Here is an 18550-nt window from a genome sequence, read left to right as displayed (position 1 = left end):
GCGGACACTCTTCTAAATTGAAAAGTTACAATGTTGATGAAATAATAATTTAATTCATCCATTATTTATTCACATATTTCTCTAAAACAGATTATAATTTTTTATAGCATTTGGAGATAAACCTCTTGGTTTAACCAACTTTCTTAACTGAACATCCTCTTGAAAATTTGGTTTTGGTTGTCCTGATTAATGGATATGCAGATTACTAATGTTTGGTAACCCACATAATACATGGCATTAAGAGTAAGCTACAAAAAATCATGACAATTTTAGGCAGTGCAGTAATGTCATGTTGTCGCACCTTTTTTTAATGGTATTTGGTCGAATGATCCTACTTCTTCATTTATGCATTTTTCTTATTTTCGGAAATCATATGTTTATCTGCTAGTATGTAATAGGGGTTTGTATGGTATTAATTGTCTAATTGAAGGTAATGCGAATTGTGTATCATGTTTTGGACTTTTATTTGCTGCATAATTTTAGGATCATTCGTGTGTCAACATTTGATTGCAATATTGGTTTTTAATGTAAGCTTTTTCGTGATTTGCCTATTATTATGTGCATAATAATTTTATCAGCATAGTCGCTTGTGTGACCTGTTCCATCCAATGGCAACTAATTTACATTCTGATGGATGCATAAAAATTAATTAAGTCATTTAAATCTTTTAATCTGGTGTCTGACATTCTTTACAAAGAATTTCTGAATAGTTGTGAAGTGTGGTAGCTTATTAAGACCTAGGAATTTTCTTATTTTGTCCATGAGTTCCAAACATTCAATTATTTCGCGATAGGTTGTCTTTAAATAGGTTTTCATTGCTAAAATAGTGAATAATTGTGGCTGATTGTACATAATAGATTGCCTGTAATCACATGAATACTTTGGAAAAAATCCATCTGGAAATAGTTTATAGGTTAATTCAACAAAATTTTAACAGCATATATTTTCATGGTTAGCAATGGAAAAATAGTTTTTTCTTCTTGAGTTTCATTTGTTAATTTTAAGTCCAAAATCCAAGGTTTAACTGTCTTGAATTCAAATAAATAATATGGAAAATATTTTATTTTGTTATACATATTAATATATATTCTCCATTTTACTATATATAGTTATTTATCCTATTATTTGGATAATAGTAAGTTATATTTCAAGTGTAAAAAAATTAAAGCAATTAAATCGCTTAAAATCAAAATCTAAGCATTTTTGGAAAAATTTTTTTGCTAAGTACATGTTCAAGTGAAAAATAATAATGAATGAAAAACATGTTAAAATTAAAAATAAAGAATCTATATGACTTATTTAGACAAAACAACTAAATAAATTCGATATTACCATAAATTTTGATATGTTTTCTACAAGGTTTTTATTAAATATATTGTGTGCCAGTAGATTATTGAAGTACACATATCAGATTTAATGGGAACATTTAGTATATTGAATTCAACTAAATCATCATTATGAGTAACAATATTGATTTATCATTAAATCATGCCTAAAACTTTCAAAGTACATATGTTTATTAAAATCATTAGAATATCAAAAGGAAAAATTAAATCCAATTTGAAATTATAATTTCCTGTATAATCAGAATGTCTTTGATTATAGTATAAATTATTTAATTTATTAATCATTACTCTACCTATTACACAATAGATTAGAAAACTACAACCAAAATAAAATATGTTTCCTGAAATAATTGTTAGTAATAAGCTAATCAAATATGTAAAAAATTGAAGTAAAATTGTAATTATAAAAATTTTTCTTCTATTTTTTAAAAAACCCATGATAATACCTTTATGTTTTTTCAAAAATTTGATATTTATCAATTAATATCCATGCAATTTCACTTAGTCCAAAATTCCTAATTTCAACCTTGTAGAAACCATATCAAAATTTATGGTAATATCGAATTTATTTAGTTGTTTTGTCTAAATAAGTCATATAAATTCTTTATTTTTAATTTTAACATGTTTTTCATTTATTATTATTTTTCACTTGAATATGTACTTAGCAAAAAAATTTTTCCAAAAATGCTTAGATTTTGATTTTAAGCGATTTTATTGCTTTAATTTTTTTACACTTGAAATATAATTTACTATTATCCAAATAATGCGATAAATAACTATCTAAAGACAACCTATCGCGAAATAATTGAATGTTTGGAACTTATGGATAAAATAAGAAAATTCCTAGGTCTTAATAAGCTACCACACTTCACAACTATTCAAAAATTCTTTGTAAAGAATGTCAGACACCATAATTAAAAGATTTAAATGACTTAATTAATTTTTATGCATCCATCAGAATGTAAAATTAGTTGCCATTGGAGGAAACAGGACACACAAGCGACTATGCTAACAATTATTACGCAAAAATAAGGGGAAAATGCAGAAAATGCTTACATTAAAAACCAATATTGCAATCAAATGTTGACACACGAATGATCCTAAATTACACAACAAATAAAAGTCCAAAACATGATACACAATTCGCATTACCTTCAATTAGACAATTAATACCATACAAACCCCCTATTACATACTAGCAGACAAAGCATATGATTCTGAAGAAATAAGAAAATACATAAATGAAGAAGTAGGAGCATTCGACCAAATACCATTAAAAAAAGGTGCGACAACAGGATATTATAGATTAAATAGTGCTACAATCTTCTGGCATGATGTCTATGCACGAAGAATGAATGTTGAAAGCGTGATTTCCGTAATAAAAAGAAGGATTTAATGGCGTTAATTTTAGTAGAAGTACAAGACTACAGAATAAAGAAACAAAACTCAAAGATGTATTATATAACATTTACAGAGCCATACAAGTTTTTTTAGAGGAGAATTTCTACAAGGTTGAAGTTCCATTTTTTTATTTCATGACATATATTCTTCACGGTTGAGTGTGTTATTTTTTTTGAAGTGAATCTGTTAAGAGTGATTTTGGTTATATTATTTAGCTATTATAATTATGAAGAAGATATTGAAAAATTAAAATGATTTAATGATTTTATTTCCATTTTTTGTAATGAGGATATTGTTTTTAATGGAATAAACACTTTTAAAAAAGAAAAATGTAAAATAACATTTTAAGCTATTTCACGATTATTTTGGAACTTGTTGTTTTTGCAGTGTAGTAGGAATCCCCTGCAAACTTGGTTGTAGCGGTGAAAGTTCCCTTTTTAGTTAATTTCAAGGTAAATGTCGCAACACCTTTAGAATTGGTTGTTGCCTTGTATGTTCTACCGTTAACTTTAAGGGTCACTTTCTAAATTCCTTAAAAAACAAACTTTAATAATATAGTAAAATAATATATATTAAAGATAGAGATTTATTTTATTTGAAATGGTGATTTAATGGTAAAAATAGCTAAATTAGCTTTGGAAGATGGTACTGTTTTAAAAGGTGAATCATTCGGTTATAAAACCACCAAATTGGGTGAACTTGTTTTTTCCACAGGCATGGGGGGTTATACTGAATCTTTAACTGATCCGTCTTTTAGAGGGGAAATATTAATGTCTACTTATCCTTTAGAGGGAAATCATGGGGTAAGTGAAAAGTGGTATCAATCTGACAATATTCAGGTTGAAGGATTTGTTTGTCGTGAAGTTTGTCGTGAACTTTCTAATTTTGGACCTCAAAAAACCTTGGATGAATTTTTATATGAATTTGAAATTCCTGGAATTAGTGGAATTGATACTCGGGATTTAACATTAAAAATCAGAGAAAGAGGTTCACTTAAAGCAGCTATTACTACTGAAGATGTTTCTGATGATAAGCTTTTAGAAATGGCACGTTCACAACCAAGTATTGAAGATAAAGATGTTGTACCGTTAGTTTCCACAACAGAAATTAAAGTATTCGGTGAGGATGCAGATAAAAAGGTTGCTTTAATTGATTGCGGAGTTAAAAAGAATATTATTAACTCATTTTTAGAAAGAGACATAGGTGTTATCTTATTTCCATATGATACTGATTATAAAACAGTTCTTGATTACTCTCCTTCTGGCTTAATGATAACTTCTGGACCTGGAAACCCGGATAGGGTATATGAGACAATTGAAACTATGAAAAAATTATCTAACAGATTACCAATATTTGGAATTTGCATGGGTCAACAGTTAATCGCAAAATCATTTGGTGCAAGATCATATAAAATGAAATTTGGGCACCGTGGTGAAAATCAGCCTGTTAAAGATCTGACAACTGGAAAAGTATTTATCACATCACAAAATCACGGTTTTACTATTGATAAGGAGTCACTAAAAGAAACTGATTTGGAATTAACTCAGATTAACTTAAATGATGGAACGCCAGAAGGTATTTCACATAGCGAATTGCCACTTAAATGTATTCAGTACCATCCTGAAGCAGGTCCGGGTCCAAACGATACAAGACATATTTTTGACGAATTTAATCAAATGATGGATGATTATTAAATTTAAAGAGGAGTACATATGCCGGTAGATAAAGATATTAAAAAAGTATTAATTATTGGTTCTGGACCTATTCAAATCGGACAAGCGGCGGAATTTGATTATTCTGGTTCACAAGCATGTAAATCATTAAGGGAAGAGGGTATTGAAACAGTGCTCGTTAACAGTAATCCCGCTACAATTCAAACTGACTTGGGAATGGCTGATACTGTTTATACTGAACCATTAACTCCAGAAATTGTTTCAAAAATCATCAAAGAAGAAGAAATCGATGCTATTTTACCAACCATGGGCGGACAAACTGGATTAAATATTGCAACTGGACTTGGAGATTTAGGATTACTTGAAGGAATCAAAGTTTTAGGTTCTGATGTTCAGACAATTAAAGATGTGGAGGATCGTGATTTATTCGCAAACCTTATGGATGAAATCGGTGAGGAAATTCCAAAATGCCATGCTGTTGAAAGTGTAGATGAAGCATTAAAAGCAGTTGAAGACATTGGATATCCGGTAATTGTCAGACCGGCTTTCACATTAGGTGGAACTGGTGGGGGAATTGCTTATAATGAAAAAGAATTAATTGAAATTGCAACTCACGGTTTGGATATGAGTTTCATTAATCAGGTTCTCATTGACGAATCCGTTCTTGGATGGAAAGAAATTGAATTTGAAGTAATGAGAGATAAAGAAGATACATGCATTATTGTATGTACAATGGAAAACATAGATCCAATGGGCATCCACACAGGAGATAGTGTAGTTGTCGCTCCAATCCAAAACTTATGTGATGAAACTATTCAAAAAATGCGCGACGCATCAATTAAAATTATCAGAGCATTAGGAATCCGTGGAGGATGTAATATTCAATTTGCATTGAACCCGGAAACTGACGAATATAAAGTCATTGAAGTAAATCCAAGGGTATCTAGAAGCAGCGCACTTGCTTCAAAAGCAACAGGTTATCCAATCGCCAAAATTTCATCAAAAATCGCATTGGGATTAACTTTAGATGAAATTAAAAACGACATTACCAAAGAAACTCCTGCTTCTTTCGAACCAGCTATTGATTATGTAGTCATTAAAATCCCAAAATGGCCGTTTGATAAATTCAAAGGGGTTAGTCGTGAAGTTGGAGTTCAAATGAAAGCAACTGGGGAGGTCATGGCTATTGGAAGAACCTTCGAGGAAGCTTTCCAAAAGGCATTAAGATCACTTGACATGGGATTTGATGGATTTGAATATGTTGAATACACCGAAGAAGACCTTTCACATCCAACGGATTTAATTTATTTCCAAATCTATTCAGCTATTAAAGATGGAATGGATATTGATAAAATCCGTGAATTGACTCATATTGATAATTTCTTCCTATACAAAATCAGAAACATCGTAAACTTTGAAAATGATGTTACAGCTGAAAAATTAGATGATGAAGATTACTTGAGAAAAGCAAAACAAATTGGTTGTTCAAACAAACGTTTAGCAGAATTATCTAATCAAACCGAAGAATATATTAGAAACTTACTTTCCAGATATAACATTAAAAAATCATATAAAATGGTAGATACCTGTGCAGCTGAATTTGAAGCTAAAACTCCATATTACTACAGCACTTACGATAAAGGCAATGAATTGGTCTCAACCAATAAGAAAAAAGTAATAATCTTAGGTGCGGGACCTATTAGGATAGGTCAAGGTATTGAATTCGACTACTGTTGTGTACATTCATCCTTAGCACTTAAAGAGGAAGGAATTGAAACAATTCTAATTAACAACAACCCAGAAACTGTAAGTACCGATTATGATATTTCAGATAAATTATTCTTCGAGCCATTGACGTTTGAAGATGTTATGGGAGTAATTGAACAAGAAAAACCAGACGGGGTCATTGTACAATTTGGTGGTCAAACATCTATTAACCTGGCAGTTCCGCTGGCTAGTGCTGGTGTAAAAATACTTGGAACTCCTTATGAAAGTATTGACCGGGTAGAAGACAGGGAATTATTTGCAGAACTTTTAGAAAGGTTACATATTCATCAAGCACCATATGGAACAGCTAATTCATTTGAGGAAGCTCGTGAAATTGCAGAAAAAATTACATTCCCCGTTTTAGTACGTCCATCATATGTTATTGGTGGAAGAGCTATGGAAATCGTTTATGATAACAATGAACTGGAAGAATATATGAGAGAAGCCGTAAAAGTTTCCCCAGAACATCCGATTTTAGTAGATAAATTCTTAGAAGATGCAATAGAACTTGATGTGGATATTTTATGCGATGGTGAAGACGTGTTTATTGCAGGAATCATGGAACACATTGAAGAAGCCGGTGTTCACTCTGGAGATTCAGCATGTGTAATCCCTCCTCAAACAATCCCCGAACATATTTTGGATACTATTCGTGAGCATTCAACAAAATTAGCTTTAGAATTGAATGTTAAAGGATTAATGAATATTCAATATGCAGTTAAACTTGATGAAGAGATGGTCTACATTATTGAAGCTAACCCTCGTGCAAGTAGAACTGTTCCATTTGTAAGTAAAGCTATTGGGGTGCCTCTTGCTAAAGTTGCAACTTGGATTATGCATGGCGCTAAATTAAAAGACTTTAATTTAACCAAAGAAATTAAAATTGACCATGTAGCTGTAAAGGAATCCGTATTCCCATTCTTAAAACTTCCAGAATCTGACACTGTACTTGGGCCTGAAATGAAATCTACAGGTGAAAGTATTGGTATCGATGAATCATTTGGATTGGCATTTTACAAATCACAACTTTCAGCAGGTATGGAATTGCCTAAGGAAGGCAAAATCTTTATGAGTGTTAAAGAAGCAGATAAGAAAAAAATCAGACCTATTGCTGAGAAGGCTTCTAATTTAGGGTTCGATATTGTAGCTACTGCAGGTACCGGAGATGCAACTGGTTTGGATAATGTTGAAAAAATCTTAAAAGTTTCTCAAGGATCTCCAAATATCAGAGATGCAATTTTAAATAAAGAAATTGATTTAATTATTAACACTTCAGAAGGCAAACAGTCTGCCAAAGATGGTTATATCATTAGACGTTTGGCTATTGAACTGGGTATACCTTATGTTACTACATTAGCTGGAGCAAGAGCGGCTTTAAATGTTATCCAGGCTATTCAGAATAATAAAATCAATGTAAAATCTTTAAACGAGTATACTGGTGGTGAATAATTTTTCTCTATCTCTTTTTTTTAATTTTTATACAAATATTCTTCAATATTGATACCGCATGAAGGACATTCTTTGTCATTTGATTTTAACTTATTTTTACACTTGGGACAATAATTTAGTTGAACTTTGTACTCTTTTGTTGAATCAATGATGATATTAACATCAATTTTCTGTGTAATGGTTGTTTTTAAGACACTTTTACACCAGTCATTGTTTATTAAGAGTTTTTTATAATAAAATGCTTCGGTCATTGTGTCATAATTTCCGATTATTTCGTCACCTTTTTTGATATAAAATTTACGAATTTTATGATTGAAAAGTATTTCTCCTTCCCTTTCGGTTTTGTTGACTTTAGTTCCTTTTATTCTTCCTTTAGGTCTTTTTTCAGGAAATGGAGGTAAGTCCATATTCTCATACTTGTTTTCAAGGTCACATTCAACAAGTAAATCATAATCGAAATTACAGAAGAATAATGCATCCCTTTCATATAATGCATCAGATAATTTTCTAAACTCTCCATAGTCTTTATTGTTATATTTAGCTCTATATACATCACCAGTTTTCACAATGTTTCTGTAGAAGTATCTTATTTCTTGAGAGTTAATAAAAATCACCTAAAAAAATTAGATTTTAATCGCTGTAAATCTATAGATACTTATTATGTATTTTTTATTATATTATTCTTTTCAATAGGATATCTGGCAAATTATTTCTTTAAATATTTTAGACAAATAATTGATGGGAATCTTAACATTTTTTAATTTAATCTGCCTAAACTTTTTCTAGTAACCTCTATATTGAGGTTATCTAATGCTATGGACGGGTATTAGTTTAAAATCTCAATTTTTGCTGTTTTCATTCAAATGAAAAAATACTTTAATCAAAAAAACTAGACTTTACTTTAATGTATACTATATCAAATGGAATTATATTAAAAGGCCAAGATTTACTTCCTGCTCGTGAAAATATCGTTGTTGATGAAGGTAAAATCATTGAAATTGGAAAAGAAGCATGGGAAGGTAAAATAATTGATGTAGGTGGGGCTGTAGTATGTCCTTCCTTTATTAATAGTCACATTCATGTTGGGGATTCCATAATTAAAGATGAAGGTTATTCTCTTAGCTTATCTGAAATGGTTAAACCGCCTGATGGCGTTAAACATAAGGCACTTTCAAATGCTTCAGATGATGATCTGATTGAATCTATGAGACAATCTATGGTGGATATGATAAATTCCGGAACTACTCATTTTATAGATTATAGGGAAGGCGGAATTAAGGGGGTCAAACTTTTAATGAAAGCTTCAAAGGATTTGCCTATCAAACCAATAATTTTGGGTCGGGATGATAGTTTTTATGGTGAAAATCCTGATTTAAATAAGGTTAAAAGTGCTATTCGCAAACTCTTAAAAATAGCTGATGGAATAGCTCCAAGCGGGTTTGGCGAAATTACTCCTGAAGTTGCAAAGTTAATTGTTGAAGAATGCAAAAAACAAGGAAAAATATCATCAATCCATGTTGCTGAATCCGAATCAAATCAAATAGAATCATTAAATGATTTTGGCATTAGTGAAATTGGTATGGGAGTGGAATCTGGATTTGACCAGTTAGTTCATCTTACAAACCCTAAAGGTAAAGATTTGTCCTCAGTTGCATCATCAAATCAAAATGTTGTAGTTTGTCCAAGAGCAAATGCAGCTTTAAATGTTGGAGTTGCACCTTTAAATAAAATGCTTGAATTAGGCATTAAACCATTACTGGGAAGTGATAATGTAATGCTTAACTCACCAAATATGTTGAGAGAACTTGAATTTTCACTAAAAATCATGGCAGTTTGTTATAAAAGATATATCAATCCTGTTGATTTAGTTAAAATGGCAACAACCAATATCTGTGAATCCAATATTAATTGCATTGTAAAAAAAGCAGTCATTTTAGAGAATAATTTTGCCGAATTTATAATTGTTAAATCTTTTTCTAAAAATCCCTACCTTAATATATGCAATCGTTTAGAAACGAAAGATATATTATCTATCATTAACAAAAGAATAAACATATAATATCATGGATATAAATCTATATATTATGGGAGATGTTAATGATGTATAAAAAAATATTGGTCCCTACAGATGGGTCAGAATTTGCAAAAAAAGCTCAAAAACATGCTTTGTTCTTATCAAAAGTAAGTGGGGCTGAAATAATTGCTGTGAGTGTCACAGAAAATAATTTTGTTAACGGACTTCCATTAGATGATGAAGTATACCAGTTAAATCAAATTTTAAAAGAAAGATCTGAAGAAAATCTTAAGGAATTTGATGAATTAAATAATGATGACCTAAAGATCACTCATGTTATTAGAGAAGGTTCCCCAGCTAAAGTTATTCTAGAAGTTGCTGAAGAAGAAAATATTGATTTAATTGTTATGGGTAGTTCGGGTAAATCTGGTTTCGATAGATTTATTATGGGTAGTGTTGCAGACAAAGTTGTAAACTCTGCAAAATGCGCAGTACTTGTAGTTCATTAATCTAACCATTTTATTATTGTATTTAATTAAGGTGTGTTTTATGTTAGTTAAAAGAACCATGTCTAAAAATGTAGTTAGTGTTTCCGTTCCTGGAAACCGAGAAAAAGTTTTAGACTTAATGAGAAAAGAAAAAAAAGCAGTACTTCCTGTTGTAAAAGAAGACACTAATATTTTAGTAGGACTTGTAACAAGGTCTGATTTAATTAATAATCCTGATGAAGAACAAATAGCAATGTTAATGAGTAGAGATTTGATTACTGTTCATCCGAGTGATGATGTAGTAGATGCTGCTCGCGTAATGATGGAGAATAATGTTAGAAGAGTTCCTGTTGTAAATGATGACGGCGAATTAGTAGGAATTATAACTTCTTTTGATTTGGTATCAAAAGCCTTAACAAAAATTGAAATTTATGATGCTGTTGAAGATTATATGATTACTGCTGTTCCAACAACTTGGGAAAAAGCTCCATTAAATGTTGCATTTGAATCCATGAATCAATTCGGATTAAAATCTATTTTAGCACTAGATGATGAAGCAAAATTATCCGGTATTTTAACTGAAACAGATTTTATTTCTGAAATTGAAATAATCTCTGAGAGAAGTGAACACAGCTCTACTGTTGGAACTGAAGGAGACAAATGGTCTTGGGATAGTACTTCCGTATTATATATTGAAAAGAACAGTTTAAAATTTGCAGATAAAGTAGTCTCTGATGTTGCCGTTGGCAATGTTGAAGTAACTAACTCCAAAACCAAAGTTTCTGATTGTGCTAAAAAAATGAAGGCCTTAAGCATCGAACAAATTCCTGTCATTGGTGTTGAAGGAGATTTAGTAGGTCTTGTAAGAGCAAGTGATTTAATTAAAGCATTAGTTAAATAATTTTGGGATAATATGGCAGTTAATCCAGTATTAGTAGTTAAAGTTGATGAAAGTACTGTGGGTGTTCGCGCAAGATTGTATGATGATTTTTCCGAACATAAAATTGTTCTTAACTCTGTTCTTACTTATTGGTGGGCTAATGATATGCCCCCAGCTTTAAAATTTTTAGAACTTCTTGATTCTGTCATCAAAAGGACAATCAATGAAATAATGCCTCATAAAACTTTAAATTTAAAATATGATGTTAAGGCTAATGAGGTATTAGAAAAAGCTTCCGAAATTGAAATCAATTTAGTTTCCGTTGCTGCTGATGATGTTGGTTTTAAAATTGATGGGAACATAATTTCTCTTAAAGGAATCAGAAATGTTGAAAGTGATTTTGAAGATAGTGAATATTCAACCAGCTTTGACAAGTGTATTGAAACTCCATATATTGTTTTGAAAAAATATTTGGAAATGGAAGATAAAAAATAATTTTTTTTATCTTTATTCTTTTTAATTTTACAGCATCAATTTCAAATTGATTATTTTAATTTCAGCTATTTTTAAAATCGAGTTTATTTGGCATGTCATTGGTTTAAGTTAATCTTTTATTATTCAAATCAATTGAATCTAAATAATCTGTAAAAAATAAGTTGTATTGTATATGAAACTTTTAAAGTTATCCGATTTCTTTTTTTATGTATTCAAGTAGCTCTTTAGCATCTTCTTTTTTAATATCTGCAGATTCTCGAATAAAACTGATAATCTTATCCTTTTTATCGTTACTTAAACTGGAATTGCTTAATGTTTGAGCATAATTTCTTTGAGGATAATACGTGCCCTTAGCAATTTTGATCAATTCTTCTTTTTCAGTGATATTTATGATATTTTCAGATGCTGCATTTTTAAAAACATAATCCATACTGATTAATGGATCAGATAAAGCTTGAAGTGTTTCACTATCAAGCATCACGGCTACATCATCATCCGAGGTGATGTTTCCTGTTGCATATTGATTATAACAGTAACCGATACCAATCATTCCTAAAGTATCAAGCTCGGATGCTCTTAGCGCGCCCATACTTGAAGCGCCATAAACCTTTATGCCATCTTTAATAACATTCAATATTTCTCTGTGGCCCACTGCTGAATTTTGATGGAATACTCCATCAATAATTGCGATAATATCCGGATGTTCCTTAATGGCCTGACCTAAATCTCCTCTTTTGATAGGTCTTTTGTATATTACTTCTACCTCATCAGTTGAATCTAGAATCTCTTTTGCTTCTGCAAAAGTAATTGATAATCCAGTATAAATTATAATTTTGACCATATTATCATACTTTTAAAAACCTATATCCTGCTCTTGAGGAATCAATCGCATAAATTTCCATTTCAGGAATAATGACACGAACAACACTAACATCAAGTTCACTTCTTGTTAGATTATAATACAGGATATTTTTAATATCATTGGATATTAGTTCTTCTTTAACAATTTCTAAATCTTCTGTAATTGATGTGGTGGATTTGTTTTCAATACTGGAAAGACTGATTTGTTCTTCTTCTTGTCTAAAGTAGTATTTATTAATTCTTTTCATTCGTTCATAACCGGCTTCACGAGCAAAATCAGCTCTAACTGTATCTTCACGTGCACCATTAATTTGTGTAGCTCTACTTTGAGCCACTTCTGTTAGTGCCCTAAGTATTGCAACTTCTGGATCTAGATGTGTTCCAATACCTAAGGTTAAAAGTCCGGCATCTTTTGTAAGGGTGTCATCAGCTGAAGCAGCTATTGTTGGAATATTTATGTCTGCAGTCAAATCCATTAATTTAATTTTAATTCCTTCAGATTCGAATTTATCAATAGTTTCACAGATTATATCACTTTCAATGCTTCCAACATCAATTTGAGCATAGTTTTTATGGGTTAACTCAAAAATACTCCAGGCGTCACGTTCAATCACTTCAAATATTCCATGCAATATTGCCTCTTCTAAAATATTTCCAGAAGCAAGTCCATTGGTGTTTGATTTAAATAAGCTCTCTTTGTAGTTATATGGATGAAAAATTGCATTAGATGGAATATAATAATCCTTATCAGTTATTATATCATGTGTGAGGCTCCATTCTAATTTCATTGATTCTAGGTTTTCTTTTTTAAAATCCTTTGGCAAGTTTAAAGATTCAGGGGGAATAAACTCTCCTTTTTTTAATATTTCATTAATATTTGCGATAATTACTTCATCCGCTTCCTGTTTTTCAGCTGAGTATCTTTCAAATGCTTCCATCATGCCTGAAGCTTTTGCATGAATTTTACTAATTCCTTTACCTCCATAAACACTTATGGCACCATCTTCAGCGGTGGGTCTAATGACTGTAAAAACAGGTAAACCGATGCGATCTAAATCAGTAATATCTGCAATGCGTGTTATTCCGGCAGTTTTTAGTTTATTTTTGTTAATTTCAATTGTTTTTTGAGGAGCAATCACTCTGTGTGTTCCTTTAAAGTATGTAAGTTCATCATTCATTTTATTAATATCCTAAAAGTAATTTGACTATATTTTCAGCGCCTAATGTCATTGACATCAATGTCAGCATTCCAGCTATTGCAAAGGCAATTAACCAAATTCCGACATTCCATTTTAAAACTTTACTTCCATCTAATGTTGCAATCGGAAGTAAATTGAATGCAGCTAAATAACTGTTAATTGAGTAACCAACACAACAAACAAGGTATATTAATGTATTGCTTTCAGAATATGATGCGATTGGATAAATTAGTGCTGCAATAAGAATAAATATAATTGCAAGAACAATATTGACTATAGGTCCTGCGATGGATATTTTTCCATTAATTTCATCGGTCATGTAATTTGCATAAGTGTAAACTGCGCCGGGAGCTGCAAATACAAATCCTAAAAAAGATGTAACCAGTGCAACCAATAGTCCCTGTGGCCATAATTTAAATTCCGCCCAGTAACCATATTTCATTGAAACGAATTTGTGCCCAAGTTCGTGTAAAATAAAACCTGTCCCCACACCAACCATTACAATTGGTAAAATGAAGAGGATTGTTTGCACATCTTTTCTTGTTGTAGCAATTCCGAAACAAAGCGAAATAACAATAAATGCAATTATTAAATCTCTCACTTCACTACTTGTAAATTTAAACATGATTCTTAAATATCTAATTTTATATATAAAGTTTTTTCTAATATTAAATATGGACTTACATATCAACAATATTTTAAATGATTTAAAAAAAGATGATTTTCAAGCTTATTTGCTGACCCAATTTACAAATGTGGAATATATTTCAAATTACAAACCAACCAGTTTTGCATTTTGCATAATTAAAGAAGAGCCGATAATATATGCTTCTGGAATGGATATGGAATTGGCAAATCGCGATTCAACAATTGAAGTTAAAGAATATGAAACGTTTGGAGCTATTGTGGATGATTTAAAAAGAGAAGGCATTAAGAACTTAGCTATTGAACCGACATTGCCATTCAGTACTTATATTAGATTTAGAGATGATTTTTCAATTGATTCTAAAACATATATTGACAAACAAAGAATGATTAAAACACCTGGCGAAATTCAAAAAATCACTAAAGCAACTGAAATTGCTCAAAAGTCATTCTTGCAATTGGATATTTCAAATAACAAAAGTACTGAAAAAGAAATAGCTTTTGATCTTGTAAGGTACATGATAGAAAATGGCGCTAGTAAAGAATCATTTGACACAATCGTAGCCAGTGGCCCAAATTCAAGCCTTCCACATGCAATGCCTCAGGATAACACTTTAAGCCAACCTGTTTTAATTGATTGGGGAGCACTTTTTGAAGGTTATTGTTCTGATAACACACGCACTATGGTTTATACAGAACGTCAACATGAAATTTGGGACATTGTTTGCCAATCACATGATAAAGCAATTAAAGCTATTAGGCCCGGCGTTAAATGTTGTGAAATAGATAAAGTTGCTCGCGACATTATTGCAGATTATGGGTATGGTGATAATTTTATTCACTCCACAGGTCATGGTGTAGGGCTCGATATTCATGAATATCCTGGATTTTCACCTCGTGATGACACAATCATTGAAGAGGGCATGGTTATAACAGTAGAGCCTGGAATATATCTGGAAGGTGAATTTGGAGTGCGCTTAGAAGATACAATTGAAATTACCAAAAAAAGCAGAGTAATAGGGAATTTGCCTTTGAATATTGAATAATTGTTTTAAAATAACTTTTCCATTTAGAGTATGATCTACAATTTTCATATGTTATTTTAATTTAGTATTGCTTATAGAGTCTGTCCAATAAATAATTTTTTCTAATTTTTTATTTTTTTTATTAATTTTTTCATTGAAAATTTGTTTATTTTTAAGATTCTTTTATAAAAAGTAGTTAATTATAAGTATGTGAGAAGATAAATAGTTATTTAATGCTACAAAACCAAAAATCCTCTCACAATTTATTTTTATGTATTTTGTGACACTTAAATGTTTTGGTTTTGTCAAAAAGTTTAGGTGTTTTGATATTTATGACTTTAGTTTATGATAAATCCACTTGTGAACAGGCTATTTTTACATGTACCTTTTCTGGATAGAATTTGAATAACAATAATATAGTTTTTACAGTTAAAAAGTTAGTAAGTAATTTTAAACGTGATTTTCCATTATTATTTGAAAGTGATTTTAAGAGTCATGGAAGGCCTAAAGAATATTATTTGGATGAGTTATTGGGTTTTGTTGTCTATGGAGTTTATAATAATAGATTTAGTTGTAGAAGTTTGGTTGATTGGATAAATAATAAATGATGAATCAGTTAATTATATCTTGAATGATAAGAAAGCTAAGAAATCGGTTATTCATTTGTTTTTACAGGAAAACACTTTGTTGATTAATGCATTTTTTCATTACACTGTAATTTTGGGGATTAATTTGGGTTTAATTGATGGTGAGTGCGTTGCTGTTGATGGAAGCATTGTTAAAGCAAATGCGAATAATTTCCGTTTGATCAAAATTGAAGAAATTGAATTTTTGCAAAATTTGATTTTAAATTATGGCATGGACAGATGTAAAAATAGTATTTGGTACAAAATACACCAATACTACAACCAAAATAAAAAAAATGAGGAAATAAGTAATTTAATAAGTGAAATAAATGATAATTTGAATAAAAATGCGTTAATTCTTCTTAAAACTGCTTTAATTAGTATGGATAATATGTATTATGTTCTTGATTTATTGAGTGTTTTAAAAGCAAATTATAATGGAAAACATACTATCAGTTTAACAGACCCTGAATCAAGATGGATGATGGATAAAAAAGGAAATATGGGTTTAAATTACAATTATCAAGTTGCTGTAGACAGTAAAAATGGAATGGTTGTAGGTCAATATCTAACACAGAATGCTACGGACGCTAATGAACTATTTGAAATGTTGCATGAACTAAAAATACAAATGGGAATCAATCCTAAAGTATTAATTGCAGACAACGGATATATGAACGACAATGTAATAAAATACGCTTATAAAAACAACATAGGATTATTGATGCCAGATCGAGCAGAAAGCAGTAAATCCAAACCTAAAAATAAAGAAAAACCATTTGCCAAAGCAAATTTCGTTTATGAATGGAAAACAGACTCATTTATCTGCCCAATGGATGAACATCTACATTACAAAAACGATAGAAAACTAAACGGCGAATAGATGAGAGTATACTCAACAAACAAGTGTAAAACTTGCCCTGTTAAAAATCAATGTACTCAAAGCAGAGTAAAAGAAATTTTCGAACCTGCCGATGATTTAAGATGGAAAATGAAAGCAGATTTCAAATCTCCTGAAGGAAAAATATACTATAAAAAAAGAGCAAATCTAAACGAAGCACATTTTGGATTACTCTGAAATGTACACCATTTCCAAAAATTAAATAGAATAGGCATGATAAATGCAGAAAAAGAACTAACAATACTCTCAATAGCCCACAACATACAAAAAATACACAAAAACCTAAACGCAACACTAATTTAAACAAAAAAACAAACAATTAAAAATACACTTCCAAACAAAAAACACAAATATAAACAAACTTAAAATTAAGCAAAACAACTACAAAAATAACCCAAAATTCTAAAAAAAAGTAACGAAGTGCAATTTCAAGTGTAAAATAACACCTGAAACTCCACTAACCTCAATCTAAGAATAAAACCTTTTTATTTAAATTCAATTAAAAAAATTGAATTATTGGACGAACTCTTATAATTTCTTTTTTTATTATTTTTAAGGATTTTGTCAATAATTTAATTTTTTGATATTTTTTCTTATTTTATCTATTTTAGAGTAATTTGGCTTTTGTTTTCATTTTTGAGTGTTGAGAGCTTTTATTTTTTCATTGTTTTTAGATGTTTTCAATCGTAATTTTTATTTAATTTGAGTTTCAAAAATTAAATTTGAACTTCCATTTTTGAATTAATGGTGTTTCTTCTCAAAAAATGGTTGTTTAGGATATGGCGTACAGTCTATCTTAATGATAAACTATTAACACATCTAATGATGGAGATGCTTAATACGCTGTGTCTTTAAGATTAATTAGTCTTGTAAGGTTGTAAATGGTGTTTCTTAGTTGGATCTCGTTGTTTACTGCATTATCTGTAGTTCCAATTAATTTCAAAACTCCATTATCACCTTTCAAAAAACCATTTATACCTTCACTTCTTGAAAAATGAGCTTGATAATGAGTATTATATCTTTTATTCAAGAATTTTTCAGTCATTTCAAAATTAAGGTCTGTAGATTGGATTACAAAGGTTTTATGTTTGCAGTTTTCGATATTTGAGCATCCATTACAGGAATATGTTTCAAAGAAATACCTTTTTGTCTTACAATTGTCCGGAAGACTATCATCCTTATGTGGTTTCCGATGTTTCATAGTTTTGACTTTTATTAACCTCATAAAACGTTCATCTGGATAGATATGTCCGTTTTTAACTCTTTCAAAATCCTTTTTAGAAGAATAATTTCTTTTTTCCTTAAGATTATTCTCTCGTCTTAATTTATTGTTATGTTCTTCAGATAACTTTTTAGGCATTACTAATGCATTTATTTTATTTTTAAATAAGTAATGGAGGTTTTCTGTACTGAAATAACCTGAATCTGCGATTAAAATATGTTCTCGGAGCCTTCGTCGTATTTCTTTATAGTTCCATCTTTCTCCAAATTCTTTCTGCATTTCAATAAATAGTTTAACGGTTTCTTTAATGTCTTTTAAAACATATTTCATTGTTTTCCGGTCATTTGATTCTGATAAGAGCATTCCAATTAATATTATGTGATTTTCTGTCATGATTTCTTGCAGATTAAAAGAAAACGATTTTTCTTACATTCATCTTCCATTTTAAACTATCATAATATTGAATAGTCAATAAAAACCATTTAAAATCAATGAAATTTAACCAAATTTAAGTAAAATAAAGAAAGCATCAATTAAATTAGTTTACAACTTTAACAC

At 30.2% G+C, this 18550-nt stretch carries 17 protein-coding genes; 10 read left to right on the top strand and 7 right to left on the bottom strand.

Annotated features, from left to right (window positions below; translation table 11 throughout):
• Positions 1-654: 654 nt before the first annotated feature.
• Together Q9968_RS09555 and Q9968_RS09550 are read right to left on the bottom strand one after the other, a co-directional pair.
• Positions 655-852 (bottom strand): transposase, encoded by a 198-nt coding sequence (locus Q9968_RS09555; protein ID WP_305515836.1) that lies wholly within the window; start codon positions 850-852, stop codon positions 655-657.
• 2244 nt (positions 853-3096) lie between these two features.
• Entirely contained in the window at positions 3097-3267 is a 171-nt protein-coding gene (locus tag Q9968_RS09550) for a hypothetical protein (protein ID WP_305515834.1), read from the bottom strand.
• Positions 3268-3358: 91 nt separating this feature from the next.
• On the opposite strand from Q9968_RS09550, the gene carA reads away from it, so the two are divergent.
• Both carA and carB read left to right on the top strand, forming a co-directional pair.
• Positions 3359-4441, top strand: coding sequence for a glutamine-hydrolyzing carbamoyl-phosphate synthase small subunit (gene carA / locus Q9968_RS09545; protein WP_305515832.1), 1083 nt, complete (start codon positions 3359-3361; stop codon positions 4439-4441).
• Between the two features lie 18 nt (positions 4442-4459).
• Positions 4460-7636, top strand: coding sequence for a carbamoyl-phosphate synthase large subunit (gene carB, locus Q9968_RS09540; RefSeq protein ID WP_305515830.1), 3177 nt, complete (start codon positions 4460-4462; stop codon positions 7634-7636).
• A 20-nt stretch (positions 7637-7656) separates the two neighbouring features.
• Here the strand turns inward: carB and Q9968_RS09535 are convergent, their stop codons facing one another.
• Entirely contained in the window at positions 7657-8250 is a 594-nt protein-coding gene (locus Q9968_RS09535) for a zinc ribbon domain-containing protein (protein ID WP_305515828.1), read from the bottom strand.
• Between the two features lie 290 nt (positions 8251-8540).
• Between Q9968_RS09535 and Q9968_RS09530 the strand changes: the two genes are divergently transcribed.
• From Q9968_RS09530 to Q9968_RS09515, 4 genes are read left to right on the top strand one after another with little or no spacing between them, the layout of a single operon-like run.
• A complete protein-coding gene (locus Q9968_RS09530) occupies positions 8541-9695 on the top strand; it encodes an amidohydrolase family protein (RefSeq protein WP_305515825.1) in 1155 nt (384 codons plus the stop codon).
• A 41-nt stretch (positions 9696-9736) separates the two neighbouring features.
• Entirely contained in the window at positions 9737-10159 is a 423-nt protein-coding gene (locus tag Q9968_RS09525; protein ID WP_305515838.1) for a universal stress protein, read from the top strand.
• Positions 10160-10199: 40 nt separating this feature from the next.
• The gene (locus tag Q9968_RS09520; protein WP_305515823.1) at positions 10200-11039 is read left to right on the top strand and encodes a CBS domain-containing protein; all 840 of its coding nucleotides are present in this window, start codon (positions 10200-10202) and stop codon (positions 11037-11039) included.
• 12 nt (positions 11040-11051) lie between these two features.
• Positions 11052-11513, top strand: coding sequence for a hypothetical protein (locus Q9968_RS09515; protein WP_305515821.1), 462 nt, complete (start codon positions 11052-11054; stop codon positions 11511-11513).
• Positions 11514-11700: 187 nt separating this feature from the next.
• Here the strand turns inward: Q9968_RS09515 and Q9968_RS09510 are convergent, their stop codons facing one another.
• From Q9968_RS09510 to Q9968_RS09500, 3 genes are read right to left on the bottom strand one after another with little or no spacing between them, the layout of a single operon-like run.
• Positions 11701-12354, bottom strand: a complete 654-nt coding sequence (locus Q9968_RS09510; RefSeq protein ID WP_305515819.1) for a TfuA-related McrA-glycine thioamidation protein — start codon at positions 12352-12354, stop codon at positions 11701-11703.
• A 4-nt stretch (positions 12355-12358) separates the two neighbouring features.
• Positions 12359-13552 (bottom strand): YcaO-related McrA-glycine thioamidation protein, encoded by a 1194-nt coding sequence (locus tag Q9968_RS09505; RefSeq protein ID WP_305515817.1) that lies wholly within the window; start codon positions 13550-13552, stop codon positions 12359-12361.
• Between the two features lie 4 nt (positions 13553-13556).
• A complete protein-coding gene (locus Q9968_RS09500) occupies positions 13557-14198 on the bottom strand; it encodes a site-2 protease family protein (RefSeq protein WP_305515815.1) in 642 nt (213 codons plus the stop codon).
• 49 nt (positions 14199-14247) lie between these two features.
• Here Q9968_RS09500 and Q9968_RS09495 point away from each other — a divergent pair, with 49 nt between their 5' ends.
• From Q9968_RS09495 to Q9968_RS09480, 4 genes are all read left to right on the top strand, one after another.
• Positions 14248-15264 (top strand): aminopeptidase P family protein, encoded by a 1017-nt coding sequence (locus tag Q9968_RS09495; protein ID WP_305515813.1) that lies wholly within the window; start codon positions 14248-14250, stop codon positions 15262-15264.
• Between the two features lie 380 nt (positions 15265-15644).
• Entirely contained in the window at positions 15645-15851 is a 207-nt protein-coding gene (locus Q9968_RS09490; RefSeq protein ID WP_305515811.1) for a hypothetical protein, read from the top strand.
• 124 nt (positions 15852-15975) lie between these two features.
• A complete protein-coding gene (locus tag Q9968_RS09485) occupies positions 15976-16752 on the top strand; it encodes a transposase (RefSeq protein WP_305515809.1) in 777 nt (258 codons plus the stop codon).
• Complete coding sequence (locus Q9968_RS09480) at positions 16753-16947, top strand: transposase (protein ID WP_305515807.1); 195 nt, start codon at positions 16753-16755, stop codon at positions 16945-16947. It begins immediately after the preceding gene.
• Positions 16948-17605: 658 nt separating this feature from the next.
• Here the strand turns inward: Q9968_RS09480 and Q9968_RS09475 are convergent.
• Positions 17606-18355, bottom strand: a complete 750-nt coding sequence (locus tag Q9968_RS09475) for a transposase (RefSeq protein ID WP_305515805.1) — start codon at positions 18353-18355, stop codon at positions 17606-17608.
• Between the last annotated feature and the right edge of the window lie 195 nt (positions 18356-18550).

It is taken from the genome of Methanobrevibacter sp. V14 (assembly GCF_963082475.1).
Lineage (GTDB): Archaea > Methanobacteriota > Methanobacteria > Methanobacteriales > Methanobacteriaceae > Methanocatella.
The sequence above is the reverse complement of the archived record's forward strand: the minus strand, read 5'-3'. Positions and strand labels throughout refer to the sequence as shown.